The following is a 23,541-nucleotide window of genomic DNA, read 5'->3' as shown; positions in this document are numbered from 1 at the left end:
GAGAAGGGATGAGAGGGGGTGGCTGGGTGGTGGCGGTGTGGCTTCCCTCCCGCCGGTGGCTCACGCTCCCGCCGGGGACACCGCGTCGAGCCGGGCCAGTTCGGTGTCGGTGAGGGCGATGCCCGCGGCGGCGACGTTCTCCTGAAGGTGGTCCAGGCGCCGGGTGCCGGGGATCGGGGTGACGGGGATCCCCCAGACCCGGGCCCTGTGGTGCACCCAGGCCAGCGCGATCTGACCGGGCCGCACACCGTGCCCGGTGGCGATGTCGCGCAGGACGCCCGGCAGGTCCTCGCGGCCCGGGAAGGTGCGGGCGAGCTGCGCCGAGCGGTCGTCCCGGGCGCTGAGCAGCCCGCGTCCGTTCGGCGAGAACGGCACGACCCCGACGCCGAGTTCGACGCAGTCCGGCACCATCGCCTCGATCCGCCGGGCGCCCAGCGACCACTCCGACTGCACGGCCGAGACGGGGTGGACGGCGTGGGCGCGGCGCAGTTCCGCGCCGCTGACCTCGCTGAGCCCGAGGTGGCGCACCTTGCCCTCGGCGACCAGGCCGGCCATGGCGCCGATGGTCTCCTCCAGGGGTACGTTCACATGCGGGCGGGCGAGGTAGTACAGGTCGATGACGTCGGTGCCGAGCCGCTTCAGGCTGGCCTCGCAGGACGCCCGTACGAAGGGGGCGTCGCCGCGCATCGACCAGCTGTCGCCGGGGCCGAAGACCACGCCGAAGCGGGTGCACAGCACCGCCTCGTCGCGCCGGTGGCGCACGGCCCGGCCGACCATCTCCTCGTTGCGGCCGCGGCCGTACATGTCGGAGGTGTCGATCATCGTGGCGCCGAGGTCGAGCGCGCGGTTGATGACGGTGGCGGCTGCGGACGGGCCGGTCGCGGTGGCCGGTTCGGTCATCCGCATGCAGCCGAGTCCCTGGACGGGGGCGACGAGGCCGGTGGCGCCCATCGGCGCGGTCGGGAGTGTCGTACGCATCCCGCTCACCCCTTGTCCGTGCCGGCGGCGGTGCCGGCGACGAGGCGGTTGACGGCCAGGCCGGACAGCGCGCACAGGCCGGCCACCGTCCACAGCACGAGGTGCCAGGCGTCGGTGTACTGCTCGGCGAGGAAGGCGTGGGACTCGCCGCCGAGGTCGCCCGCGGCCACCCGTCCTGCCTGCTCGCGGCCGCCGACCTCGGACTGCATCAGGCTGATCAGGGCGGCGCCGAAGACTGCGAGGACGAGCGCGTTGGCGCCGCCGCGGGCGGTGTTGAGCAGTCCGGAGGCCATGCCGATGCGGTCGGGGGCGACGTGCTCCATGGCCTGGGCGTCGATCAGCGCGGCGGCCAGGCCGTTGCCGACGCCGATCAGCAGCAGCGGGCCGATGAGCTGTACGGCGCCCGAGCCCGGGGCGAGCACGGTCATCCAGGCGTTGCCGGCGGCGATCAGGGCGACGGCCAGTGTGATGAGGAGCCGGGCGGACACGCCCTGGTTGACCAGCTTCCCGGCCAGCGGCGGCACCGCCAGGACAGGCAGGGTCATCGCCAGCATCAGGGTGCCCGCGTCCCCGGCGGAGAAGTCGCCGGCCCCCTGGAGGTAGGTCGGCAGGTAGACCAGGACGCCGACGGTGCCGACGGCCGTGGTCAGGGCGGCCAGCAGCCAGCCGGTGAAGGGGCCGCCGCGCAGCAGCGCCAGGTCCAGGACCGGGTGTTCGGCGCGCCGTTCCAGGGCGACGAAGACCACGAGCATCAGCGCTCCCGCGCCCAGGAAGCCGAGCACCCTGGGGCTGGTCCAGCCCGCCGACGCCACCTGGTTGGTGCCGTACATCAGGCCGATGATGCCGAGGACGAAGGCGATGGTGCCCGGCAGATCGAACCTGGGGCGGTGCTCGGCGGCGGATTCCTTCAGGAACAGCGTGCCGATCACGAGCAGGAGGCCGACGCCGGCGAAGGCGCCGAACATCGCGCGCCAGTCGAGGGCGCTGACCAGCCAGCCCGCGAAGGTCGGGCCGAAGGCGAGGCCGACGCCGACCGTGGTGCCGACCATGGCGAAGGCCCGGGTGCGGGCGGGCCCCTCGAAACTGCTGCCGAGGATCGCGCCGCCGCCGGCCATCACGCCGGCCGCGCCCACGCCGGACAGGGTCCGGGCCGCGTCGAGGACCAGGATGTGCGGGGCGAACGCGGCGGCCGCGGTGCTGGCGACGTAGAGCACCGCACCGACGGCGAAGATGCGCCGGCGTCCGAAGAGGTCGCCGAGCGAGCCCGCGACGAGCATCAGGCAGGACGCGGCGAGGAAGTACCCGGTGACCACCCACTGCAGGGCGCCGCCGCTGCCGCCCAGGTCGGCGGCGATGCGCGGGAGCGCGACGCTGGTGCCGGACATCGCCATCGGGACGATCAGATAGCCGAGGAGCACGGACCCGAGGGTCAGCGCGGCCCTGACGCGGCCCCCGGAGTCCGGGGATCCGGCGCCGGACGGCACCCCTGCCCGGTCGAGCTTCTGCGATGCGCTCATGAAGGTAAAGTACAACGTGCATTGCACTGTGTAAAGTGGTCGTTGTAATCGACCAGGAGGTGCCGCATGACCAGTGCAGACAGCGGGCGGGGCAGGCCGCGCAAGGGGTTCCCGGAGAAGCGGCGGGCCATCCTGGACGCCTCCCGGAAGGTGTTCGGCCGGGTCGGCTACCAGGGCGCCAGCATCGACATGATCGCCACCGAGGCGTCGGTGTCGACGCGCACGATCTACAACCACTTCGAGAACAAGGAACAGCTGTTCTCCACGGTGCTCATCGAGAGCTCGGAGCAGGTCGCCGCCGCCCACGAGGCGATGATCGAGCGATGTCTGGGCCGTACGTCGAGCGCGGCCGGCCTGGAGGCCGACCTGGTGTCGCTCGCCATGGACTGGGTGCGGCCGCGCCCGGAGTTCACCGACCACTTCGCGATCGTCGCCCGGATCAACGCCGAGGGCGAGAACTTCCCCGGCGACCTGCACGACGCCTGGCAGAAGGCCGGCCCGCTGCGGGTGCAGCGCACGCTCGCCGCCCGGATGGCCCGGCTCGCCGAGAGCGGCCTGCTGCACGTGCGGGACTCCGAACTCGCCGCCCAGCACTTCGTCGTGCTCGTCACCAACACCTGGGGCCGCGGCCAGGCCGGCGTGGACGCGCTGACCGACGCCGAGACGCACGACATCGCGGCGGCCGGCGTCCACGCCTTCCTGTACGGCTATCTGCCCCGGGACGGCGGCTGAGCGCTCAGTGCCCGGGGTTCGGGCCCTGCCCCGCGTTCCACACCAGGTCGAAGGTGAACCGGCGGATGCGCCAGCCCGCCGGGGTGCGGGTCAGCTCGGCCTCGTAGTGCCCGCCGATGTCGAAGTGGGCGGCGGGCTCATCGGGCCGGCGCACATGCACGGCCATCAGATGGGCACGCACCCGCGCCGCGTCCTCGTCGCCCCCGGGGTGGAGTTCGATCGTGTAGTTCCCGGCGAGGTGGTGGGTGCGCTCGAAGGTCGTACGGGCCATCTGCTGGAAGCCCGCGAGCCCCTCGAAGCCCTTGAACTCGCCGAAGGGGAACGTGAGATGGACGTCGGCGGTGAACACCGAGCCGAACCAGGTGTCGTTGTGCCGGTCGGCGTCCAGGTGATGGACGTAGCGGTCGCACACCTCGGTGATCGCGGCGCGGTCGGCGAGGGTACGGACCTGGGCGCCCAGCTGCGCCAGCTCGTCAGGGGTGGTCATGGCTGCTCCTCTTCTCGGGTGGTCTGCGGTTCAGTGGCCGGTGCCGCGCCAGCCGCGCGGGCCGGTGAAGCCCCGGTCGCGTTCGAGGCGCCGCCAGCGGGCGACGGCGCGATGGCGGCGGGAGAGGTCGTCGGGCTCGGCGCCCAGGGCGGCCGTACGGGAGAGCAGGACCGCGGTGAGCGCGGCCAGCTCCTCGGGGCCGGGACTGCCCTTCTCCACGCGGAACAACTGAGTGGGCGTCATGGCCGGGTCCCCTGTCACTGCGGCGGGTTTCCGTGCTTGCGGCGGGGCAGGTCGGCGTCCTTGCCGGCCAGCATGGCGATGGCCCGGCAGAGCACCGAGCGGGTCTCGCGCGGGTCGATCACGTCGTCGACCAGGCCGCGTTCGGCGGCGTAGTAGGGGTGGACCAGCTCGGTGCGGTACTCCTCGATCTTCCGGCGGCGCATCGCCTCGGGGTCCTCGGCCGCGGCGATCTCCCGGCGGAAGACGACACCCGCCGCGCCCTCGGCGCCCATCACCGCGATCTCGTTGGTGGGCCAGGCAAGAGCGATGTCCGCGCCGATGGACCGGGAGTCCATGACGATGTAGGCGCCGCCGTACGCCTTGCGCAGCACCACCGAGACGCGCGGGACGGTGGCGTTGCAGTACGCGTACAGCAGCTTGGCGCCGCGCCGGATGATGCCGTCGTGCTCCTGGTCGACGCCCGGCAGGAAGCCCGGCACGTCGACCAGGGTGACCAGCGGGATGTTGAAGGAGTCGCAGAACTGCACGAACCGCGCGCCCTTCTCGCTCGCCCTGATGTCCAGCACACCGGCCATCGAGGCAGGCTGGTTGGCGACGATGCCGACGACATGGCCGTCCAGCCGGGCCAGCGCGCACACCAGGTTGGTGGCCCAGGCCGCGTGGACCTCCATGTACTCGCCGTCGTCGACGAGTTCCTCGATCACCGCGCGGATGTCGTAGGAGCGGTTGCCGTCCGCCGGGACCGTCTCGAGCAGGGTGTCCCCGGCGCGGTCCACCGGGTCGGCGCCGCGCACCGTCGGCGGCAGCTCGCGGTTGTTGGCGGGCAGCAGGGACAGCAGGTAGCGCACCTCGGCGAGGCAGGTCTCCTCGTCGTCGTAGACGAAGTGCGCGACGCCGGAGACACCGCCGTGCACGTCGGCACCGCCGAGCTCGTTCTGCGTGACCTGCTCGCCGGTGACCGTCTGGACCACGTCGGGGCCGGTGATGAACATCTGGGAGATGTCCCGTACGGCGAAGACGAAGTCGGTCAGCGCGGGCGAGTAGGCGGCACCGCCCGCGCAGGGGCCGAGCATGACCGAGATCTGCGGGATCACGCCGGAGGCCCTGGTGTTGCGGCGGAAGATGCCGCCGTACCCGGCGAGCGCGGACACGCCCTCCTGGATCCGGGCGCCGGCCCCGTCGTTGAGGGACACCAGCGGCGCTCCGGCGGACAGGGCCATGTCCATCAGCTTGTGGATCTTCTGCGCGTGGGCCTCGCCGAGGGCGCCGCCGAAGATGCGGAAGTCATGGGCGTAGACGAAGACGGTACGGCCGTCGACGGTGCCCCAGCCGGTCACCACCCCGTCCGTGTAAGGCCGTTTGGCCTCCAGCCCGAAGCCCGCGGCGCGATGCCGGCGCAGCGGTTCGACCTCGGTGAAGCTGCCCTTGTCCAGCAGGAGTCCGATGCGTTCGCGGGCGGTCAGCTTGCCCTTGGCGTGCTGGCGTTCGGTGGCCTTCGGATCGGGGCCCTCGCGGGCCTGTTCCTTGATGTGGCCGAGCTCCTCGACGCGGCCGGGCGTGGTGGTCTCCCCCATGTCACTCACTCCTCGTGTGTCGGTGTCGGTGTCGCTGTCGGTACGGGCGGCGCGGGCAGGGCCATGGACAGGACCGGTTCGGCGGCGGCGATCGCCTCGGCGGCCGCCGGCCGCGGCAACTCGGCGATCCGGTCCGGGAGTTCGTGGAGTACGGCACGGTGGGCGGTCGCCGCCTCGACCGCGAGCGCGGACACGTGGCCGGGGCAGCCGTGCAGGCCGGCGACGAGCCAGCCGTCCGGTGCGCGGTGGCCTCCGGCGTTCGCGTGGACCCCGAGGTAGTGGCCGCCGACACCGTGGCCGAGTCCGGTGCCGAGGCCCTTGAGGTACGCCTCCTTGCGGCTCCACAGCTCCGCGAAGACCCTCGGCCGCCGGTCCTCGGGCGCGCCCAGCACCTCGCGGCGCTCCGCCGGGTGCAGCCGTGGCAGGCACAGCTCCACCGTCGGTGCGTCCGGCACCCGTTGCACGTCCACGCCGACGGGACTCGCGGCCACGCCGATCAGGACGAGGCCGTGGCTGTGGGACAGGGAGAAGTGCAGCGGGCCCGGCAGGACGGGACGGCCGTGCGGGCCGCCGCAGTGGGGGCAGGGGGCTCTGCGCAGCCGGAGCAGTGCGGGGGCGGTGCCGGTGTACGCCGACAGCAGCCTGCGCAGCGCGATGTGCGCGTGCAGGTAGACCAGCCGCGCGTCCGCCCGCAGGAAACCGGCGGCCCGGCGGCGCTCCTCCGCGTCCAGCTCGCTCATGGACGGCGGTTCCTCGGCGGGCGGGCGCAGGGCCCACAGGTGCAGTTCTCGGGGGGCGCCCAGCCGCAGGGCCGGTGCCGTGGTGGCGGGCCGCGATGTCATGTCGTACCGCCTCTGGTGGAGTGCCTGGGCTCACGGGTCGGCGGCTCCTGCGCCAGGGGGTCGTCCTCGCCGCTCCCCCGCCGCTCCACGACCAGGGCCACCGCCGCCGCCCCCACCGACACCAGGCCGCCCGCCAGCAGGCCCGCGCGTGCCCCCAGTTGCTGGGCGAGCCAGCCGATGAGGAGGGCGCCCAGAGGGGTCGAGCCCTGGAGGATCAGGGTGTAGAGGGCCATCACCCGGCCCCGGTAGTCGGGGTCGCTGCCCAGCTGGATGCGGTGGTTGGCGGCCTGGGCGAAGTACAGGGAGGCGAAGCCGGTCAGGGCCAGCAGGAACAGCGCCGAGGTGAAGCCGGGGACCCACGCGGCCGTCGTCTCCAGGACGCCGAAGGCGAGCGCGGAGAGCACGACGGTACGGGCCGGCGGGCGGGAGCGGCGTCCCGTGCCGACCAGCGCGGCGAGCAGGGAGCCGGCCGCGAACGCCGTGGTGAGCAGCCCGAAGGAGGCCGCGTCGGCGTGGAACACGGTCTTGGCGAGCAGGGGCAGCAGCAGCTGGAAGTTGAGGCCGAACAGTCCGACGACGGCGATCAGCGCGACGGGCAGCAGCAGGTCCGGGCGGGTCCTGACGTACCGCAGGCCGTCGGCCACCCCGCCCTTGACGGCCGCACGCCCCGAGCGGTGCAGCTCGGACGTCCGCATCAGGCGCAGCCCCGCCACGGTCCCCGCGTAGCTCGCCGCGTTCAGCAGCATCACCCAGCCGGTGCCGGACGCCCCGATCAGCAGCCCCGCCAGGGCGGGACCGGCGACCCGGGCGACGTTGAAGTACGCGGCGCTCAGCGAGGAGGCGTTCGGCAGCAGCTCCGCGCCGACGAGTTCGCTGACGAAGGCCATCCGGGCGGGCACCTCGACGGCGTTGACGGTGCCGAGGGCGAGCGCGAAGAGGTAGACGTGCCAGAGGCGGGCCGCGCCGCTCAGGTCGAGCAGCGCCAGGCTCAGGGCCAGCGCGCCGGAGGCGGTGTTGGCCCACATCAGCAGGCGCCGCTTGTCGTGCCGGTCGGCGAGCCGGCCGCCGTACAGGGTGAACAGCATCAGCGGCGTGAACTGGAGCGCCGTCACGGTCGCGAGCGCCGAGGCGGAGTCACCGGTCAGGGACAGCACCAGCCAGTCCTGCGCCACGACCATCATCCAGGTGCCCGCCACGGAGACGAGCTGGCCGGCCGCGAAGAGGCGGAAGTTGCGCACGGACAGGGAGCGGAGGCCACTGGGCAGAGTCATGCCGAACATGGTGGGCACCGCGGGTCAGCGTCCGGTCGGGGCGCACTCGCGCTGGGCGAGACACTCCTCCAGGAAGCCGAGGGCGCGCAGATGGTAGGAGCGGGCGGCCCAGCCGAGGCTGATGTTGTGCCCGGCGCCGGGCAGCCGGTCGACCACCACGCGCGGCGCGCCGCCGAACTCCGCCCGCAGCGCCGCGAGGGTGTCGTCGTCGTGCCGCCACCACGCCTCGTACTCGGCGAAGGTGAGCCGCACCGGGACCCGGATCCGCGCGGCCAGCGACGCGAACGCCTCCGGCCAGCGCGCCGCCTCCTCCCGCTCCCGCGCGGGCATCGGGGCGACCAGTGTGTCGCTGTCGCGGAAGGTGCCCGGCGGATACAGCCGGAGCTTGCCCCAGTTGCGGCTGAAGTGCCCGTGGCCGCGTTCGTCGGGCAGTTCGCGCGGGGTGACGGCGTAGCGGTGGCCGAGACCGGAGACGTCCAGGCCGAGCAGGGCGCCCCCGCGCTCCCCGGCGGCCGCGGTGAGCGCGAGTTTGCCGCCGTAGGAGTGGGCGAGCAGGAACAGTCCGGCACCGGTGTCGTGGCGCAGGGCGAGGTCGTCGAGGGCGGCGTGCAGGGCGTCCGCCTGCTCGGCGAGGCACTGGCCGTCCGGCAGGGCGCCCGCGGAGGCGCCGTAGCCGGGCCGGTCGACGGCGACGACGGTGTAGCCGAGCCGGGCGCCGAGGCCGAGCAGGGACTGGCCCGGGTGGGAGCGGCCGTCGAAGTAGCCGGCGCTCATGCCGCCGCCGTGCAGGGCGACGACGGTGGCGCGCGGGGTGCCGTGCGCGGGTTCGGCGAGCAGCGCGGACAGGGTGAGTCCGGCGGCGTCGAGGGTGATCGGGCGGATGCCGGAGGTGGCGGCGGGGGCGGTCTCGCACCCGAGCTGCGTCACAGCTCCACCGCGCCGGCGTCGATGCAGGACAGCAGGGTGCGGGCCTGGACGTTGACGTAGTGCCCGTGGGCGGTGAGCGCGCCCAGCTGGCCCGGGGTCGCCCACTGGTAGCCGGCCGGCGGATCCAGCGGGGTCTCGGAGTCGTCGGTCTCGATGAAGAGGTAGCGGCTCTCGGCGTTGAGGAACCTGCCGCCCTCCTCGGAGTGGATCGCCGCGTACCGGACGCGGTCGGCGGCGGCGTCGAGCGCCAGGTCCAGGAAGGGCGGGCGGTCGGCGGGCGGCAGGTGCTCCCAGTTGCCGGGGTTGGCCTGCACGGTCGGCGCGAGCTCCACGGTGTCCAGGAACCCGGCCTCCACCTTGGCGTTGACCAGCAGGTGCGGTACGCCGCCGATGCGCCGGTACAGGAAGGCGGTGACGCCGGTGCCGGTGGGCTCGAACAGCGGCTGGTCCCAGCCGGTGACCTCGCGGTTGCCGGCCTCGACGCGGACGCCGACGACCCGGAAGTACCGGCCGTCGGGCCGCTCGACCACGTCGTCGCCGCGCTGCCAGCCCTCGACCTGGTTCAGCGGGATGCGCCGCATGTCCACGTCGTGCCGGGAGCGTTCGACGGTGAACCAGGACTGCAGTTCGGCGTCGCTGAGCAGGGCGCCCTCGGAGGTGTGCACCGGCGGGAAGCAGGCGATGACGGTACGGGCGTCCATGTTGACGAGGTTGTCGCGGCGCAGCAGTTCGCCGAGCTGTCCGAGGGTGAGCCAGCAGAAGTCGTCGTCGAGGGGGACCTCGGTGTCCGGGCCGGCCTCGACGAGCATGTTCCGGTTGGCCTTGCGGTAGAACCAGGAGCCGTGCTCGGACTGGAGCACGTCCGCGTGGACCAGGGCCCGGTCCGCCCCGGCGAAGTACTCCAGGTATTTCACCCGCGAACCGCGGTGCACGGTGGAGTAGTTGCTGCGGGTGGCCTGCACGGTCGGCGAGAGCTGGAGGACGTTGCGGTTGCCGGGCTCCATCTTGGCCTGCATCAGGAAGTGCAGGACGCCGTCGAACTCCTTGGCGAGGATGCCGAGGATGCCGACCTCGGGCTGCCGGATGATGGGCTGCTGCCAGGAGCGCACCGAGCCCTCGCTCAGGGTGACGTGGAGCCCCTCGACGCTGAAGAACTTCCCGGTGTGGTGCACCAGGTTGCCGGTGCCCTCGGCGAAGGACCAGCCGTCCAGGGCGCCGAGCGGGCGCCGCTCCACCCGGAAGCGGTGGGCGCGGGCCCGGCCGGCGAGCCACTCGTCGACGTCGGCGGTGCGCAGGGCGTGCCCGGCGCCGGTGGCGGCGGCCGAACGGGCGAGTCGGGCGGCCAGGTCCTCGGCGGCGCGGGAACGCAGCGAGGGGGCGACGGGTGCGGTCACGACAGGGCCTCCTCGCCGCCGGAGACGACGAACGCGACCGTGCGGGCGAGCGCCTCGTCCAGCGGTGTCACGGCACTCCAGCCGGTGGCGGCGGCGAACGCCGAGGCGTCGATGGTGACGCTGCGGAAGTCGCCGGGCTCGGCGTGCGCGGGCGGCGGCACGGACACCACCGGCACGGCGGGCTTGCCGGTCTGCCCGGCGACGAGGGCCGCGACCGTGCGGAAGACCTCGCCGAGCGGTTCGCCGCGGCCGGTGCCGAGCAGCCAGTGCCGGCCGGCGAGCGCGTCCGGGTGGTCGACGGCGGCGGCGAAGGCGCGGGCCACGTCCTCGACGTAGAGCAGGTCGCGGCGGACCGTGCCGTCGTGCCACATGGTGATGGACTCCCCGGACAGGGCGCGGCGCGTCATGAAGGTGACGACGCCCTTGTCGCGGGCGGTGGAGTCGGGGCCGTAGCCGAAGACGGTGGGCAGCCGGATCGCGGCGCCGCGCAGCGCGCCCTCGGCGTCGGCGGCCAGCAGCAGCCGTTCGGCGGCGAGCTTCTGCCGGTCGTACTCGCCCTTGGGCCGGTCGGTCTCGGTGCCGTCGAGGACCTCCTTGTCCAAGGGTCCGGCCTGCGAGGCGGCGCCCGCCCACAGCACGGTGACCGCGGACCCGTCGGCGGTGCGGGCGTCGCGCAGGGCCTCGACAAGGTCGCGGACCAGGCCGACGTTGACGCGTTCGGCGGCGGTGTCGCCGTCCTCGACGCGCCAGGTGGTGGTGCCGGCGCTGTACAGCACGGTGTGGATCACCACGTCGGCGCCGGCGACGGCCTCGGCGACGGCGCCGGGCCCGGTGAGGTCGGCGGCACGGACCTCGATGTCGGCGCGGGCGCCGGCGGGGACGGGCGCGGGGCGGCGGGAGACGGCGCGGATCCGCAGCGGGCGGCGGGCGAGTTCGCGCAGCACCGCCGAGCCGACGAAGCCGGTGGCGCCGAGCAGGACCACGAGCGGGGGGTTCACGGCCACAGCTGTGCCTCCACTTCCCGGCAGGCCTCGTACGTGGGCAGCAGGCCCTGCTCGCGGGCCTCGGCGAGGGTGGGCGCGCTCAGGTCGCGCTGCGACTGGGCGGCCGTGAGCTCGGCCGGGAGAGGCAGGCCGAGTTCGGGGTCGAGGGGGCTGACGGCGCGCTCGTTCTCGGGGACGTAGCCCTCGGACATCACGTAGACGACCATCGAGTCTTCGGCCAGCGACAGGAAGGCGTGGCCGACGCCGACGGGGATGTACAGGGCGCGGCAGTCGTCGCCGCCGATCTCGGTGGCCTCCCACTGTCCGAAGGTGGGCGAGCCGACCCGGAGGTCGATCAGGAAGTCCTGGACGCGGCCGTAGGGGGAGTAGACGTACTTGGCGCGGCCGGGCGGGGTGGCGGTGTAGTGGATGCCCCGCAGCACGCCGCGGGCGGAGAGGTTGTGGCTGATGTCCTTGACGGGGAACAGCGGGCGGCCGGTCGCCTCGGTGAACGCGGCCTCCTGGTACGGGGAGGAGAACAGGCCGCGGTCGTCCTTGTAGACGGGGGGCGTGAACTCGAAGGCACCCTCGATGCCGAGCTTGTGCACCTGCACGGCGCTCACTTGCCTTCCTGGTTGACGGGCTTGACGCCGACGAAGAGGCCGTTGCCCGGGTACTCACCCGTGACGTATTCGACGGTGAACCCGGCCTCGGTGAACGCGGCCTCGTACTGGGCCCTGCTGTAGAGGGCCATGACATGGGTGTCGTCGAAGTGCCGGACGTCCTGGCCGGGCTTGGCGACCAGGTAGTGCACGTCCATGCGGCTGGCGTCGCCCGTGTCGTGCAGGACGGTGTGGGAGACCCGGGCGACGGTCATGCCGCCGTGGGTGACGACGCTGCCGCCGACGTGGTCCGGGGTGAAGTTCTCCGGGAACCACCAGGGTTCGAGGACGGCGACGCCGCCCGGGGCGAGGTGATGCGCGAACGTACGCAGGGTGGAGCGCAGTTCGTCCTCGCCGGTGAGGTTGCCGACGGCCGCGAAGAGGCAGGCGACGGCGTCGAACCGGCGCCTCAGCCGGAAGGTGCGCATGTCGCCGCGCTCGACGGGGATGCCGGGGTGGTTGCGGCGGGCGACGTCGAGCATGCCGTCGGCCAGGTCGATGCCGCGCACGTCCCCGAACTCCTCGGCGAAGTGCGTGAGATGGCCGCCGGTGCCGCAGCCGACGTCCAGCAGGGAGGCGGCGGCGGGGAAGCGGGAGCGGATGTGCTTGGCGACGACGGCGGACTCGGCGCGGTAGTCCTTGCCGCGTCCGTTGTAGATCGCGTCGTAGATGTCGCCCGCGTCGTAGATGCCCGTGGGCCCGGCTGCCTCAGACACGCGCGAGCACCTCCCGCAGCGCGCCGATGACCTTGTCCTGGAGGCCCTCGGACAGGGACGGGTACATCGGCAGCGAGAAGATCTCCCCGGCCAGCTTCTCGGTGACCGGCAGGGAGCCCTCGGGCCGGCCGAGGTGCTCGAAGCCGGACATGGTGTGCACCGGCCACGGATAGCTGATGTTGAGGTGGATGTCGTACGCCTTGAGCGCCTCGATGATCGCGTCCCGCTTCGGGTGCCGGACGACGTACACGTAGTAGACGTGCGTGTTGCCCGGGTTGGTGGCCGGCAGCAGCAGTCCGCCGGGTCCTGTGACGTCGGCGAGCTGCTCCTCGTAGCGGCGGGCGACGGCACCCCGGCCGGCGACGTAGGCGTCGAGACGGGTCAGCTTGCGGCGCAGGATCTCCGCCTGCACCTCGTCCAAGCGGGAGTTGTGGCCCGGCGTGCGCACCACGTAGTAGACCTTGTCCATGCCGTAGTAGCGCAGCTGCTTCATGGCCCGGTCGGTCGTCTCGTCGGCGGTGACGACGGCGCCGCCGTCGCCGTAGGCGCCGAGGACCTTGGTGGGGTAGAAGGAGAAGGCCGCCGCGTCGCCCATGGTGCCGGTGAGCCGGCCGTGGTGGCGGGCGCCGTGCGACTGGGCGCAGTCCTCCAGGATCTTCAGCCCGTGCTTGTCGGCGATGCGCCTCAGCGGCTCCATGTCGACGCTCTGGCCGTACAGGTGGACCGGCAGCAGCACCTTGGTGCGGGGTGTGATGGCGGCCTCGACCTGCTCGGTGTCGATGAGGAAGTCGTCCTCGCGGACGTCCACGAACACCGGTGTGGCCCCGGCGCCGACGATGGCGACGACGGTCGGGGCTGCCGTGTTGGACACGGTGACGACCTCGTCGCCGGGGCCGACGCCCAGCGCCTGAAGGGCGAGCTTGAGAGCGTTGGTGCCGTTGTCGACGCCGGTGGCGTACGGCAGCCCGTGGTAGGCGGCGAACTCGGCCTCGAAGCCCTTGACGCTCTCGCCGAGCACCAGCTGACCGGACCCGAACACCTTCGCGACGGCGTCCAGGATGTCGTCCTTCTCGACTGCGTACTCCGGCAGATAGTCCCAGACTCGGGTGGTCACGCGATCGCCTCCTGCTTGAAGTTGCTCGGGGTTCGGTCGGGGCCGAGGCCGGGCCCGGTCTCCCGGGCGGCGGCCGGGCCGTGGGCGGCTTCGATACGGCGGAGCAGATCGGCCCCGGTCAGCACGTACTCCTGGGTGCCGACGGTCTCCAGCACGACGGTCGCCAGCGCGCAGCCCAGCCGGGCGGCCGGCTCGGGCGCCAGACCGCGGGCGGCCCCGGCGAGGAAGCCGGCGCGGAACGCGTCGCCGACACCGGTCGGGTCGACGGCCCGGTCGGTCGGTACGGCGTCGACGTGCAGCCGCTCCCGGCCGGCGCGGGCGATGTCGACGCCGTCGGCGCCACGGGTGACGAGCCAGGCTCCGGTGCGCTCCAGCACCTCGTCCTCGGTCCAGCCGGTGCGCTCCAGGAGGAGGGCGGCCTCGTACTCGTTGGTGAACAGCAGCCGTGCCCCGTCGACGAGTCGGCGTACCTGCCCGGTGGTGAGCCGGGCCAGCTGCTGGGAGGGGTCGGCGGCGAACGGGATGCCCTGCTGCCGGCACTCGTCGGTGTGCCGGAGCATGGCCGTCGGGTCATTGGGCCCGACGAGCACCAGGTCGGGACGCTCGGCAAGGTCCGCGAGGCCGATGCGGGATGCCTCCGCCATGGCGCCGGCGTAGAACGTGGCGATCTGGTTGTGGTCGAGGTCGGTGGTGCACACGAAGCGTGCGGTGTGCAGGGTCTCGCTGACCAGTACGGCGTCCGTGGCGACCCCGTTCGCGCGCAGCCAGGCCGCGTACTCCGCGAAGTCGGCGCCGGCCGCGCCCACCAGCACCGGATCGAGTCCGAGCCGGGCCAGGCCGAGCGCGATGTTGGCGGCCACTCCCCCGCGGCGCACCTCCAGGCTGTCCGCGAGGAAGGACAGGGAGACCCGGTCCAGCCGGTCGGCGACGAACTGCTCGGTGAACCGGCCCGGGAAGGACAGCAGATGGTCGGTGGCGATGGAGCCCGTGACGGCGATGCGCATCAGGCCCCGGCCGCCTTCCGCAGCGCCTCGACGCGGTCCGTCCGCTCCCAGGTGAACTCCGGCAGTTCACGGCCGAAGTGACCGTACGCGGCGGTCTTGGCGTAGATCGGGCGCAGCAGGTCGAGGTCCCGGATGATCGCGGCCGGACGCAGGTCGAAGACCTCGGTGATGGCGGCCTGGATCCTCGCCACGCCGGCCTTCTCGGTGCCGAAGGTCTCCACGAACAGGCCCACCGGCTCGGCCCTGCCGATCGCGTACGCCACCTGCACCTCGCAGCGGGCGGCCAGACCGGCCGCTACGACGTTCTTGGCGACCCAGCGCATCGCGTACGCCGCCGAACGGTCCACCTTGGACGGGTCCTTGCCGGAGAAGGCGCCGCCGCCGTGGCGGGCCATGCCGCCGTACGTGTCGATGATGATCTTCCGGCCGGTCAGACCCGCGTCACCCATCGGACCGCCGATCTCGAAACGGCCGGTCGGGTTCACCAGCAGGCGGTAGCCCTCGGTGTCCAGCTTGATGCCCTCGTCGACGAGAGCCTTCAGCTCCGGCTCGACCACGAACTCCCGGATGTCGGGCGCGAGAAGGGTGTCGAGGTCGATGTCGCTCGCGTGCTGCGAGGAGACGACGACCGTGTCGAGGCGTACGGCTCGGTCGCCGTCGTACTCGATGGTGACCTGCGTCTTCCCGTCCGGGCGCAGGTAGGGGACGGTGCCGTTCTTGCGGACCTCGGTCAGGCGCTTGGACAGGCGGTGCGCCAGGAAGATCGGCAGCGGCATCAGCGTCGGCGTCTCGTCCGTCGCGTAGCCGAACATCAGGCCCTGGTCGCCCGCGCCGCCGGTGTCGACGCCCTGGGCGATGTCCGGGGACTGGGCGCCGATCGAGACGGACACACCGCAGGAGGCGCCGTCGAAGCCCTTCTGCGAGGAGTCGTAGCCGATCTCCAGGACCTTCTCGCGGACCAGCTGGGCGATGGGCGCGTACGCCTTGGTCGTCACCTCGCCCGCGATGTGCACGAGCCCGGTGGTGATGAGGGTCTCGACGGCGACGCGGGAGGTCGGGTCCTGGCGCAGCAGCGCGTCCAGGACGGTGTCGCTGATCTGGTCGGCGATCTTGTCGGGGTGGCCCTCGGTGACGGACTCCGAGGTGAACAGGCGTACAGCCATGGGGGTTTCCTCCGTTGGGTGGGGAAGGGCCGCGGCGGGCGTCAGCGTCCGGGGGCCGCCGGGCCGAACCAGCGCTCCAGCGCGTCCGTCGCCCGCTCGCCGTCGGCGGAGGTCCAGGCGACGTACCCGTCGGGCCGCACGAGGACGGCTGCGGCGCCGGCGAACGGGTCGGTGCGCCTCTCGGCGGCGTCGAGGGTCGCGGTCACCGTGAGCACGCGGTCCTTCCAGCCCTCGGCCGTGGCCCGGACTCCGGCGTCGTCGGCGAGGTCCAGCAGCACGCCCTGCGCCGCGTGCAGCAGTTCGGCCGTGGTCGTGGTGGCGCCCGCGGCGGTGCGCAGCGCGCGGGGCGGCAGCCGGCGGCCCAGCAGGGGGTGGCTGCCGGCGCCGAGGTCGTAGCGGACGTCGAGGTGGCTGACCGAGCCCGCCAGATGGCGTTTGACGTCGTCGTACGCCATGAGTTCGGTGAGGAGTTCGCGCAGCGGGTCGGCCTCCTCGCCGCCGAGGAAGACCATGCCCTGGGCGCGGGTGTTGCTCAGCAGGCGCTCGCCGACCGGGTGGCGTTCGGCGTGGTAGGTGTCGAGCAGGCCCTCGGGGGCCCGTCCTGCCACCTCGGCGGCGAGCTTCCAGCCCAGGTTGACCGCGTCCTGCACCCCGGTGCTCAGGCCCTGTCCGCCGGCCGGGAGGTGGATGTGCGCGGCGTCGCCCGCGAGCAGTACCCGGCCGCGCCGGTACTCGGTGGCCTGGCGGGTGGCGTCGGTGAAGGAGCTGACCCACTCGGCGCTGCCGTGCGAGATGTCCTCGCCGGTGATGGCCCGCCAGGCTTCGGCGACCTCGGCGAAGGTGACGGTCCGGTCGGTGCGGTCGCGGGGCGGGGTGCCGTGCGGGCAGACGATGATGCGGTCCACGCCCTCGGCGAGCGGGGCGGCCATCACCATGCCGTTGGGCAGCTTCTCGCCGAGGAAACGGGGCTTCAGTCCGCAGCCGACGACGTCGGCGAGGTACATCTCGCGGGTGGCCGGGGTCCCGGGGAAGTCGAACCCGGCGGCCTTGCGGACGACACTGTGCCCGCCGTCGCAGCCGACCAGCCAGCCGGCGGTGAGCCGCTGCTCGCCCCCGGTGCCGGTGAGGGTGACCTCGACCCGGTCGCCGCGGTCGGTCAGGGCGGTGAGCGCCGAGCCGCGCCGGATGTCCGCGCCCAGCTCGCCGGCCCACTGTTCCAGGACGGCCTCGGTCTGCGACTGGGGTACGCCGCGGGCGCCGAAGTGGGCGTCCTCCAGCACGGTGTAGTCGAACTGCACGCCGCCGAAGTGGCCGAGCGGGCTGGTCTGAAGGCCGCCGAACCTCGGCAGCAGGCCGCGCTGGTCGAAGGCCTCCATGGCGCGGGCCGTGAAGCCCAGGCCGCGCGACTGCCCCGTGGGCTCGTCGAGCAGCTCCGCCACGACGACCCGTGCCCCGGCGAGCCGGAGCTCACCGGCCAGCATCAGCCCGGTCGGCCCGGCGCCGACGATGATCACGTCCGCGTCCACGAACGTCCCCTCCCTGTCTGGTGGTGTGAAGTGCCTGTGGGGTGACCGGTCGTCAGGCGACGGCCGTCGGGCGCGCGGCGTCCCGGACGGGCCGCCACCACTGCGGGTTGTCGCGGTACCAGGCGACCGTCGCGGCCAGCCCGTCCTCGAAGCCGGTCCGGGGTGCCCAGCCGAGCTCCTCGCGGATCTTGGAGTCGTCGAGGGCGTACCGCAGGTCGTGTCCCTTGCGGTCGGTGACGTGCCGGATCATCGAGCGGTCGGCGCCGCACAGCGTGAGGATCCGCTCGGTCAGGGCGAGGTTGGTCAGTTCGTCGCCGCTGCCGACGTTGTAGATCTCGCCGGCGCCGCCCCGCATCAGGACCAGGTGGATGGCCCGGCAGTGGTCGTCGACGTGCAGCCACTCGCGCCGGTTGCGGCCGTCGCCGTACACCGGGACCTCGATGCCCTGGAGCAGGTTGGTGACGAAGAGCGGGATCAGCTTCTCGGGGTGCTGGTAGGGCCCGTAGTTGTTGGAGCAGCGGGTGACCGACACATCGAGGCCGTGGGTGCGCCAGTAGGAGCGGGCGACGAGGTCGGAGCTCGCCTTGGACGCCGCGTACGGGGAGTTGGGCAGCAGCGGCCACTCCTCGGTCCAGGAGCCCTGCTCGATGGAGCCGTACACCTCGTCGGTGGAGACGTGCACGACCCGCTCCACACCGGTCTCCAGTGCCGCGTCCAGCACGGTCTGGGTGCCGAGCGCGTTCGTGCGGACGAACTCGGCGGCCCCGGTCACCGACCGGTCGACGTGGGATTCGGCGGCGAAGTGGACGACGGCGTCGTGGCCAGGGAGCAGGTCGAGGAGCAGTTCCCGGTCGCAGACGTCGCCGTGGACGAACGTCAGCCGCGGGTCGTCGGCGGGCAGGTTGGCCCGGTTGCCGGCGTAGGTCAGCTTGTCGAGGACGGTGACGGCGGTGCCCCGGCCCTCGTCGTAGGCGCCCGCGAGCAGCGAGCGCACGTAGTGGGAGCCGATGAACCCGGCGCCCCCGGTCACCAGCATCCTCATGACGCCGCCCCCAGCAGTCCGGGAAGCTCCCGTACGACATCGGCGGGCGTCGGCATGGCGCGCATCTCGGCGGCGACCTGCTCGCTCGCCCCGCGGTAGCCCGGCTCGCCGAGCAGGTCGCGCAGGGCGGCGGCGATGTCGCCGCCCGTGGCCTTGCGGCCCTCCAGCATCAGGCCGGCGCCGCGGGCCACCGGGACCTGGGCGTTGGCCCAGCCGTCGTCGTGGGCCATGGGCACGCCGAGCTGGGGCACCCCGGCGTCGAACGCGGCGTACATGGTGCCCATGCCGCCGTGGTGCACGATCGCGTCGCACGTGGCGAGGAGCGCGCGCAGCGGCATCCAGTCCACCGTGCGCACATGGCCGGGCAACGGCGAGGGCAGCGCGGTCAGTTCGGCGCCGCTGGTGGTGAGGACGACCTCGACGTCGAGTTCCTCGGTGCCCTTGAGGATGTCGCGCAGATGGGCGCCGTCGCTGTAGAAGACGCGCAGGGAGCCGAGCGTGACGGCGATCCGGGGCTTCTCGCCGCGCCTGAGCGCCCAGTCGGGCAGTTCGGCGCCGCCGGTGTAGGGGGCGTACCGCATCGGCAGGGTGTGGCGGGCGCCGCCCTGGTGCGGGGAGTCCTGGTGGATGGTCTCCAGGGAGGGCGGGCTGAGGTCGATCTCCACCTCGGCCTCCTCCAGGGCGGGCGCGCCGAGGCGCTCGGCGACCGGGGCGAGGCGGTTCAGGGCGGGGCGGAAGGTCGGCCGGCGGGTGCCGATGCCGTGCAGGACGGCGGGGATGCCGGCGGCGCGGGCGGCGAGCAGTCCGGCGACGGCGGGCGGGCAGTAGACGACGGCGTCGGCCTTCCAGGTCCGCGCGATGTCGACCAGGCCGTCGGCCATACCGCCGGCGACGTCGGCGAAGACGCCGGCGACGTGCTCGATCACCTCACCCGGGGTGAGGTTCCAGCTCACGTCGGTCTCGGTGAACCGGCGGACGAGATCGTCGTACGGCCGTACGGACCGGCCGTCGTCGGTGGCGACGGTGTGCAGCCCGGCCGAGGCCGCCGTGGTCCGCGCCGAGCCGTTCGCGGCGACGAGCACGTCGTGGCCGGCGGCGAGGGCGGCGTGGGCCAGCGGGACCAGGGGCAGCATGTGCGAGGCCCCCGGGATGGTGGTGAACAGGTAGCGCATGGCTGTGGCTTCTCCGGTCCTGGTCTTCCGTTTCCGGTCTTCCGGTCCTGGTGGGAGGGGAGGTCAGCTCGCGGCGGAGCGCGAGTGCCATACGCGGAAGGTGTTCGCCCAGCGGGAGGTGGCCAGGGAGCGGGCGCGCACCCGGCCCTTCTGGACGTCGAGCGGCCGCTGCTCGTCGGGCAGCGTGTGGAAGGCGTCGTAGGACTGCTTGTCGTCCCACTGCGCGTAGTTGACGACGGCTGTGCCGTCGAGGGCGCGGAAGTAGGCGTGGGAGCGGTAGCCGGGGACCGTCAGCAGCCACTCGTCGGGCTTGGCGATGGCGTCGACGAGGGCCTTCTGGTTCTCCGGCTCGCAGCGCAGCACGAAGATCACGGTGTAGTCGTCGCGCTCCGTGGAGATCTCCGCGGCGTCCCCGAGCGAGGGGTGCCGCTGGGCGAAGACCGACTCGGTCTGGATGAGCTGCACGGTGGTGGCGAGCCGGTGGAACTCCGGCACGGTCTTCGTCCGGAACTTCTCCCCCTGGTAGCGCGCCTTGAGGTCCTCGGCGCTGCGCCACTGAATGTAGTTGGCGGTGCCGGGGGTGTCCTGGCCGGCGTGCACGGTGGAGGATATCCAGCCCGGGTAATCGGCGTTGTCGACGATGTCCCGCATGGCCTCCAGAACCAGGTTCTGCTTTTCCCGGTCCTCGGTGTCGAAAAGGTTGAACAGGGTCATGTAGCCGTCGTCGGGCGAGATGAAAGGCATGACTCTCCACGGTTCGAGAAGTAAGGGTGGTGAACTCTCAGCCGGCCGCGGCGATTTCCATGACGTAACGGCCGTAGGAGGACTTCGCGAGCTTTGTGCCGAGCCGGTGGCAGGTCTCGCGGTCGATGAATCCCATGCGCCAGGCGATCTCCTCGATGCAGGCGATCCGCACGCCCTGGCGGTGCTCCAGGATCTGCACGTACTGGCCGGCCTCGGTGAGGGCGTCGTGCGTGCCGGTGTCCAGCCAGGCGAAGCCGCGCCCGAGGGAGATCAGACGTGCCTTGTCCCGCTCCAGATAGACCCGGTTGACGTCGGTGATCTCCAGCTCGCCGCGCGCGGAGGGGCGCAGGTTCTTGGCGATGTCGACCACGTCGTTGTCGTAGAGGTACAGGCCGGTGACGGCCAGGTTGGAGCGGGGCCGGGCGGGCTTCTCCTCCAGCGCGACCAGGTTGCCTGCGGCGTCCAGTTCGCCGACGCCGTACCGTTCGGGGTCGCGCACGGGGTAGCCGAAGAGCACGCAGCCGTCGACGTCGACGACCGCGTCCTGGAGGATGCCGCTGAAGCCGGGGCCGTGGAAGATGTTGTCGCCGAGGACCAGGGCCACGGAGTCGTCGCCGATGTGGTCGGCGCCGATGACGAACGCGTCGGCGAGGCCGCGGGGTTCGTCCTGCTCGGCGTAGGTGAGGTTCAGCCCGTAGTCCGAGCCGTCGCCCAGCAGTCGCTGGAATCCGCCCAGATCACGGGGTGCGGAAATGATCTGGATATCGGTGATGCCGGCCAGCATCAGCACCGACAGTGGGTAGTAAATCATTGGCTTGTCGTACACCGGGAGCAATTGCTTCGACATTCCCAGGGTTATCGGCTGAAGCCGTGTCCCGTGGCCGCCGGCCAGGATGATCCCTTTCACTGTCCCTGCCTCCAGGCATTGTCTGCCGGTTCGTGGTCGGGGGAGCCGGTGACCAGCTTTCTCGGACGTGCGGCCCGATTCAAGGGCCGCCAGGTCAGAGCGATGTCAATTTCTGTCAGAAATGCCGAACCAGTTCTTCAGCGCGATTTCCGGCCCGTCGGACGTGGCTTCCGTGCCGGTCCACGCGACGTATCCGTCGGGCCGCACGAGCACGGCACGGGCGGCGCCGAGCGCGGAGTCCGGCGCCGGGCGGGCGGTCACCGTGACGATCCGGTCGGCCCACGGCCGCATGGCGGTACGCAGCCGCGCGTCCCCGGCGAGGTCGAGCAGCAGGCCCCGACCGCCGGTGCGCAGCAGGTCCGCGGTGTCCAACGCGCCTTCGGGTCCCCGGAGTTGCACATACGGCAGCCGGGCACCGAGGAGCGGGTCCTCGGCGTCGGCGTCGTACCGGATGTCGAGTCCGGAGATCATCCCCGCCAAGTGCGCCCGCACCTGGGGCCGTTCGGCGATGAGTTCGCCGAGCAGCGCCCGGACGGGCTCCACCTCGGGCCCGCCGAGCAGCAGCAGCGCCTGCGCCCGGATGTTCGCGAGCACCCGCCCACCGACCGCGTGCCGCTCGGCGTGGTAGGTGTCCAGCAGCCCGGCCGGGGCCCGCCCGCGCACCTCGGCGGCGAGTTTCCAGCCGAGGTTGACGGCGTCCTGGAGCCCGAGGTTGAGCGCCTGGCCGCCGATCGGCATCTGCTGGTGTGCCGCGTCACCGGCGAACAGGACGGGCCCCCGCCGGTAGTCGGTCAGCTGTCGGTCGGCGTCGCCGAAGGAGTTCACCCACAGCGGGTCGCCGGAGCTGATGTCCTCCCCGGTGACCCGCTTCCACACCTGGGCGACCTCGCCGAACTCCGGCTCACCGCCACCTGGTCCAGCGCCGAACTCGTGCACCATGACACGGGTGACCCCGTCACCGCGCCGGGCGGCGATCGCGAGCCCCTTCTCCAGCCGCTGGAAACGCCGGTCGGGTACGTCGATGCCGGCCACGTCGGCCCGCAGCAGCTCCCGTCCCGCGTCCCGCCCGGGGAACTCGGCCCCGGTCAGCCGCCGCAGGGTGCTGTCCTCGCCGTCGCATCCGACGACGAACCGCGCCCGGACCCGCAGGGCCCGCCCGCCGGGTCCGGCGGCCACCGCCTCGACGCCGGCCCCGCTGCCCTCGCCCACCCGCACGGCCCGCAGCTCGTGTCCCCGCCGCAGGTCCGCGCCCAGGCCGAGCGCCCAGTCCTGAAGGAGCTCCTCGGTCCGGGTCTGCGGCACCTTCCACTGCCCGGGCCAGGGGCTGGGCAGCGTCAGGTCGAGCGGTACGCCGCCGAAGTGGCCGCGCGGTTCGTGGGGCGGGGTGCCCAGGGCGTCCAGCAGCCCCCGGCTGTCGAGGAGTTCCATGGTGCGGGCGTGCAGCGTGGAGGCCCGCGACTCGGTGGTCGGGGCGTCCCGCCGCTCCAGTACGACCGTCGCCGCGCCGCCGAGGCGCAGCTCCCCGGCGAGCATCAGCCCGACGGGCCCCGCGCCGACGACCAGGACGTCGGTCTCCAGTGTGCGCGTGGCCACGGTCAACGCCTGTTCTCGGCGTGGTCCTTGGCGTGGCCGAGGGTGGCGCGGCTGTTGGTGCTGAGCGCGTTCTGCACATAGGCGCGCGCGTCCGCGACGGTGGCGTCGGCGCCGAGGATCCTCGCGATGTTGGCGGTGTTGAGGACGACGGTGTGCTGCGAGGAGGCGGCGACCCCGGACGCGTTCTCCTCGAAGGTCCAGTAGCCGGTGTGCAGGGTCATCAGCGCCGGCAGGGTGACCTGCTTGTAGGCGATCCTGTGGTGCGGGAAGGTCACCCGGTACGACTTCGTGGTGTGTGTGGAGCCGTCCTTGGCGCGGGTGTCCATCTCCAGCGTCTGAAGGCCCGGTGTGTCCTCGCTGAACCTGACGGACGCCACGTGCGGCAGCCGCTCCACCCACAGCCCGGCCTCGTTGACGAAGTCGTAGGCGTCCTTGGCGGAGCCGTCGATCTGCATGGTGTCCTCGAAGGAGAAGGTGATCTCCTCGGAGGCGTGGGCGAGTTCGACGTTGGTCTTCAGCGCGGCCAGCTCCGAGCGGGAGTTGCGGTCGACGGCCTCGTCGATCCACTTCAGGCCCTCGGGGTCGTCGTCGATCGCCCGGTAGTCGTGCAGCAGCCGGATCCGGGACGACGTGCCGGACAGCGGCTCGATGATCCAGGTGCCGCCCATCGCGGCGACCGGCGGGGTGGAGACCTCCTGGCGGAAGGTGATCCGCAGGGCGTCCGGGTCCAGGGTGCGGCGGGAGGTCCAGTTCTTGGCCTCGCCGTTGGCGGTGGCCCAGATGCGTATGCGCTCCTCGCGCTCGCCGCGCTCCAGGTGGTCGACGTAGATGGTGGGCGGGAAGATCCGCGGCCAGTTCTCCACCTCGGCGATGAGCCGGTAGACGGCGGGGGCGGGGGCGTCGACGGTGATCTCGTGCTCGACCTGACGTGTCGTCATGGCGCGTTCTCC

Annotated in this window: 23 protein-coding genes; 1 reads left to right on the top strand and 22 read right to left on the bottom strand. The window is 72.7% G+C overall.

From position 1 onward, the window contains the following. Positions 1 to 60 precede the first annotated feature (60 nt). Positions 61 to 978: an aldo/keto reductase gene (locus CP983_RS28050; protein ID WP_150502561.1), complete on the bottom strand. Its 918-nt coding sequence runs from the start codon at positions 976 to 978 to the stop codon at positions 61 to 63. Between the two features lie 5 nt (positions 979 to 983). Then, positions 984 to 2,495, bottom strand: coding sequence for an MFS transporter (locus tag CP983_RS28045; protein ID WP_150502559.1), 1,512 nt, complete (start codon positions 2,493 to 2,495; stop codon positions 984 to 986). 66 nt (positions 2,496 to 2,561) lie between these two features. Here CP983_RS28045 and CP983_RS28040 point away from each other — a divergent pair, with 66 nt between their 5' ends. Then, positions 2,562 to 3,227 (top strand): TetR/AcrR family transcriptional regulator, encoded by a 666-nt coding sequence (locus CP983_RS28040; RefSeq protein ID WP_107905466.1) that lies wholly within the window; start codon positions 2,562 to 2,564, stop codon positions 3,225 to 3,227. A 4-nt stretch (positions 3,228 to 3,231) separates the two neighbouring features. Here the strand turns inward: CP983_RS28040 and CP983_RS28035 are convergent, their stop codons facing one another. From CP983_RS28035 to CP983_RS27940, 20 genes are all read right to left on the bottom strand, one after another. Beyond that, positions 3,232 to 3,714, bottom strand: a complete 483-nt coding sequence (locus CP983_RS28035) for a nuclear transport factor 2 family protein (protein ID WP_150502557.1) — start codon at positions 3,712 to 3,714, stop codon at positions 3,232 to 3,234. A 30-nt stretch (positions 3,715 to 3,744) separates the two neighbouring features. After that, positions 3,745 to 3,957 carry an acyl-CoA carboxylase subunit epsilon gene (locus tag CP983_RS28030; protein WP_030954389.1) on the bottom strand — a complete coding sequence of 71 codons (213 nt, stop codon included), beginning with the start codon at positions 3,955 to 3,957 and terminating at the stop codon, positions 3,745 to 3,747. Between the two features lie 14 nt (positions 3,958 to 3,971). Then, positions 3,972 to 5,531 carry an acyl-CoA carboxylase subunit beta gene (locus CP983_RS28025; RefSeq protein WP_150502555.1) on the bottom strand — a complete coding sequence of 520 codons (1,560 nt, stop codon included), beginning with the start codon at positions 5,529 to 5,531 and terminating at the stop codon, positions 3,972 to 3,974. Between the two features lie 5 nt (positions 5,532 to 5,536). Continuing rightward, entirely contained in the window at positions 5,537 to 6,373 is an 837-nt protein-coding gene (locus CP983_RS28020) for a 4'-phosphopantetheinyl transferase family protein (RefSeq protein ID WP_150502553.1), read from the bottom strand. Next, positions 6,370 to 7,653 (bottom strand): MFS transporter, encoded by a 1,284-nt coding sequence (locus CP983_RS28015; protein ID WP_373309818.1) that lies wholly within the window; start codon positions 7,651 to 7,653, stop codon positions 6,370 to 6,372. The genes CP983_RS28020 and CP983_RS28015 overlap by 4 nt, the downstream gene beginning before the upstream one ends. Positions 7,654 to 7,668: 15 nt before the next feature. Further along, positions 7,669 to 8,526, bottom strand: coding sequence for an alpha/beta fold hydrolase (locus tag CP983_RS28010; protein ID WP_107906213.1), 858 nt, complete (start codon positions 8,524 to 8,526; stop codon positions 7,669 to 7,671). A 41-nt stretch (positions 8,527 to 8,567) separates the two neighbouring features. After that, a complete protein-coding gene (locus CP983_RS28005; RefSeq protein ID WP_150502549.1) occupies positions 8,568 to 9,965 on the bottom strand; it encodes an NDP-hexose 2,3-dehydratase family protein in 1,398 nt (465 codons plus the stop codon). Continuing rightward, the gene (locus CP983_RS28000) at positions 9,962 to 10,969 is read right to left on the bottom strand and encodes an NAD-dependent epimerase/dehydratase (protein ID WP_150502547.1); all 1,008 of its coding nucleotides are present in this window, start codon (positions 10,967 to 10,969) and stop codon (positions 9,962 to 9,964) included. Before CP983_RS28000 ends, CP983_RS28005 begins: the two co-directional genes overlap by 4 nt. Further along, positions 10,960 to 11,571, bottom strand: coding sequence for a dTDP-4-dehydrorhamnose 3,5-epimerase family protein (locus CP983_RS27995; RefSeq protein WP_308436544.1), 612 nt, complete (start codon positions 11,569 to 11,571; stop codon positions 10,960 to 10,962). Before CP983_RS27995 ends, CP983_RS28000 begins: the two co-directional genes overlap by 10 nt. Then, a complete protein-coding gene (locus CP983_RS27990) occupies positions 11,568 to 12,326 on the bottom strand; it encodes a class I SAM-dependent methyltransferase (protein ID WP_229914753.1) in 759 nt (252 codons plus the stop codon). Before CP983_RS27990 ends, CP983_RS27995 begins: the two co-directional genes overlap by 4 nt. Next, positions 12,319 to 13,440, bottom strand: a complete 1,122-nt coding sequence (locus tag CP983_RS27985; protein WP_150502545.1) for a DegT/DnrJ/EryC1/StrS family aminotransferase — start codon at positions 13,438 to 13,440, stop codon at positions 12,319 to 12,321. The genes CP983_RS27990 and CP983_RS27985 overlap by 8 nt, the downstream gene beginning before the upstream one ends. Beyond that, entirely contained in the window at positions 13,437 to 14,444 is a 1,008-nt protein-coding gene (locus CP983_RS27980) for a carbohydrate kinase family protein (protein WP_107905473.1), read from the bottom strand. Before CP983_RS27980 ends, CP983_RS27985 begins: the two co-directional genes overlap by 4 nt. Next, the gene (gene metK, locus CP983_RS27975) at positions 14,444 to 15,607 is read right to left on the bottom strand and encodes a methionine adenosyltransferase (RefSeq protein WP_150502543.1); all 1,164 of its coding nucleotides are present in this window, start codon (positions 15,605 to 15,607) and stop codon (positions 14,444 to 14,446) included. The genes CP983_RS27980 and metK overlap by 1 nt, the downstream gene beginning before the upstream one ends. A gap of 41 nt (positions 15,608 to 15,648) precedes the next feature. Further along, on the bottom strand, positions 15,649 to 17,133 hold the full coding sequence (locus tag CP983_RS27970) for an FAD-dependent monooxygenase (protein ID WP_150502541.1): 1,485 nt from the start codon (positions 17,131 to 17,133) through the stop codon (positions 15,649 to 15,651). 52 nt (positions 17,134 to 17,185) lie between these two features. Next, entirely contained in the window at positions 17,186 to 18,175 is a 990-nt protein-coding gene (gene rfbB / locus CP983_RS27965; RefSeq protein ID WP_150502539.1) for a dTDP-glucose 4,6-dehydratase, read from the bottom strand. Then, positions 18,172 to 19,347, bottom strand: a complete 1,176-nt coding sequence (locus tag CP983_RS27960; protein WP_150502537.1) for a nucleotide disphospho-sugar-binding domain-containing protein — start codon at positions 19,345 to 19,347, stop codon at positions 18,172 to 18,174. The genes rfbB and CP983_RS27960 overlap by 4 nt, the downstream gene beginning before the upstream one ends. 63 nt (positions 19,348 to 19,410) lie before the next feature. Next, positions 19,411 to 20,091, bottom strand: a complete 681-nt coding sequence (locus CP983_RS27955; RefSeq protein ID WP_107905477.1) for an antibiotic biosynthesis monooxygenase family protein — start codon at positions 20,089 to 20,091, stop codon at positions 19,411 to 19,413. A 37-nt stretch (positions 20,092 to 20,128) separates the two neighbouring features. Beyond that, positions 20,129 to 20,998, bottom strand: a complete 870-nt coding sequence (gene rfbA, locus CP983_RS27950) for a glucose-1-phosphate thymidylyltransferase RfbA (protein WP_150502535.1) — start codon at positions 20,996 to 20,998, stop codon at positions 20,129 to 20,131. 105 nt (positions 20,999 to 21,103) lie between these two features. Next, positions 21,104 to 22,591, bottom strand: a complete 1,488-nt coding sequence (locus CP983_RS27945; RefSeq protein ID WP_308436545.1) for an FAD-dependent monooxygenase — start codon at positions 22,589 to 22,591, stop codon at positions 21,104 to 21,106. Between the two features lie 2 nt (positions 22,592 to 22,593). After that, positions 22,594 to 23,529: an aromatase/cyclase gene (locus tag CP983_RS27940; protein WP_150502533.1), complete on the bottom strand. Its 936-nt coding sequence runs from the start codon at positions 23,527 to 23,529 to the stop codon at positions 22,594 to 22,596. Between the last annotated feature and the right edge of the window lie 12 nt (positions 23,530 to 23,541).

This window comes from Streptomyces chartreusis, from assembly GCF_008704715.1.
GTDB classification, from domain to species: domain Bacteria; phylum Actinomycetota; class Actinomycetes; order Streptomycetales; family Streptomycetaceae; genus Streptomyces; species Streptomyces chartreusis.
This window is presented reverse-complemented; position numbering and strand designations above follow the sequence as displayed.

Bases quoted from the DNA above. Each gene is read 5' to 3' on its own strand.
- CP983_RS28050 (WP_150502561.1), bottom strand. From the start codon at position 978: ATGCGTACGACACTCCCGACCGCGCCGATGGGCGCCACCGGCCTCGTC.
- CP983_RS28045 (WP_150502559.1), bottom strand. From the start codon at position 2,495: ATGAGCGCATCGCAGAAGCTCGACCGGGCAGGGGTGCCGTCCGGCGCC.
- CP983_RS28040 (WP_107905466.1), top strand. From the start codon at position 2,562: ATGACCAGTGCAGACAGCGGGCGGGGCAGGCCGCGCAAGGGGTTCCCG.
- CP983_RS28035 (WP_150502557.1), bottom strand. From the start codon at position 3,714: ATGACCACCCCTGACGAGCTGGCGCAGCTGGGCGCCCAGGTCCGTACC.
- CP983_RS28030 (WP_030954389.1), bottom strand. From the start codon at position 3,957: ATGACGCCCACTCAGTTGTTCCGCGTGGAGAAGGGCAGTCCCGGCCCC.
- CP983_RS28025 (WP_150502555.1), bottom strand. From the start codon at position 5,531: ATGGGGGAGACCACCACGCCCGGCCGCGTCGAGGAGCTCGGCCACATC.
- CP983_RS28020 (WP_150502553.1), bottom strand. From the start codon at position 6,373: ATGACATCGCGGCCCGCCACCACGGCACCGGCCCTGCGGCTGGGCGCC.
- CP983_RS28015 (WP_373309818.1), bottom strand. From the start codon at position 7,653: ATGTTCGGCATGACTCTGCCCAGTGGCCTCCGCTCCCTGTCCGTGCGC.
- CP983_RS27980 (WP_107905473.1), bottom strand. From the start codon at position 14,444: ATGCGCATCGCCGTCACGGGCTCCATCGCCACCGACCATCTGCTGTCC.
- metK (WP_150502543.1), bottom strand. From the start codon at position 15,607: ATGGCTGTACGCCTGTTCACCTCGGAGTCCGTCACCGAGGGCCACCCC.
- rfbB (WP_150502539.1), bottom strand. From the start codon at position 18,175: ATGAGGATGCTGGTGACCGGGGGCGCCGGGTTCATCGGCTCCCACTAC.
- CP983_RS27960 (WP_150502537.1), bottom strand. From the start codon at position 19,347: ATGCGCTACCTGTTCACCACCATCCCGGGGGCCTCGCACATGCTGCCC.
- CP983_RS27955 (WP_107905477.1), bottom strand. From the start codon at position 20,091: ATGCCTTTCATCTCGCCCGACGACGGCTACATGACCCTGTTCAACCTT.
- CP983_RS27940 (WP_150502533.1), bottom strand. From the start codon at position 23,529: ATGACGACACGTCAGGTCGAGCACGAGATCACCGTCGACGCCCCCGCC.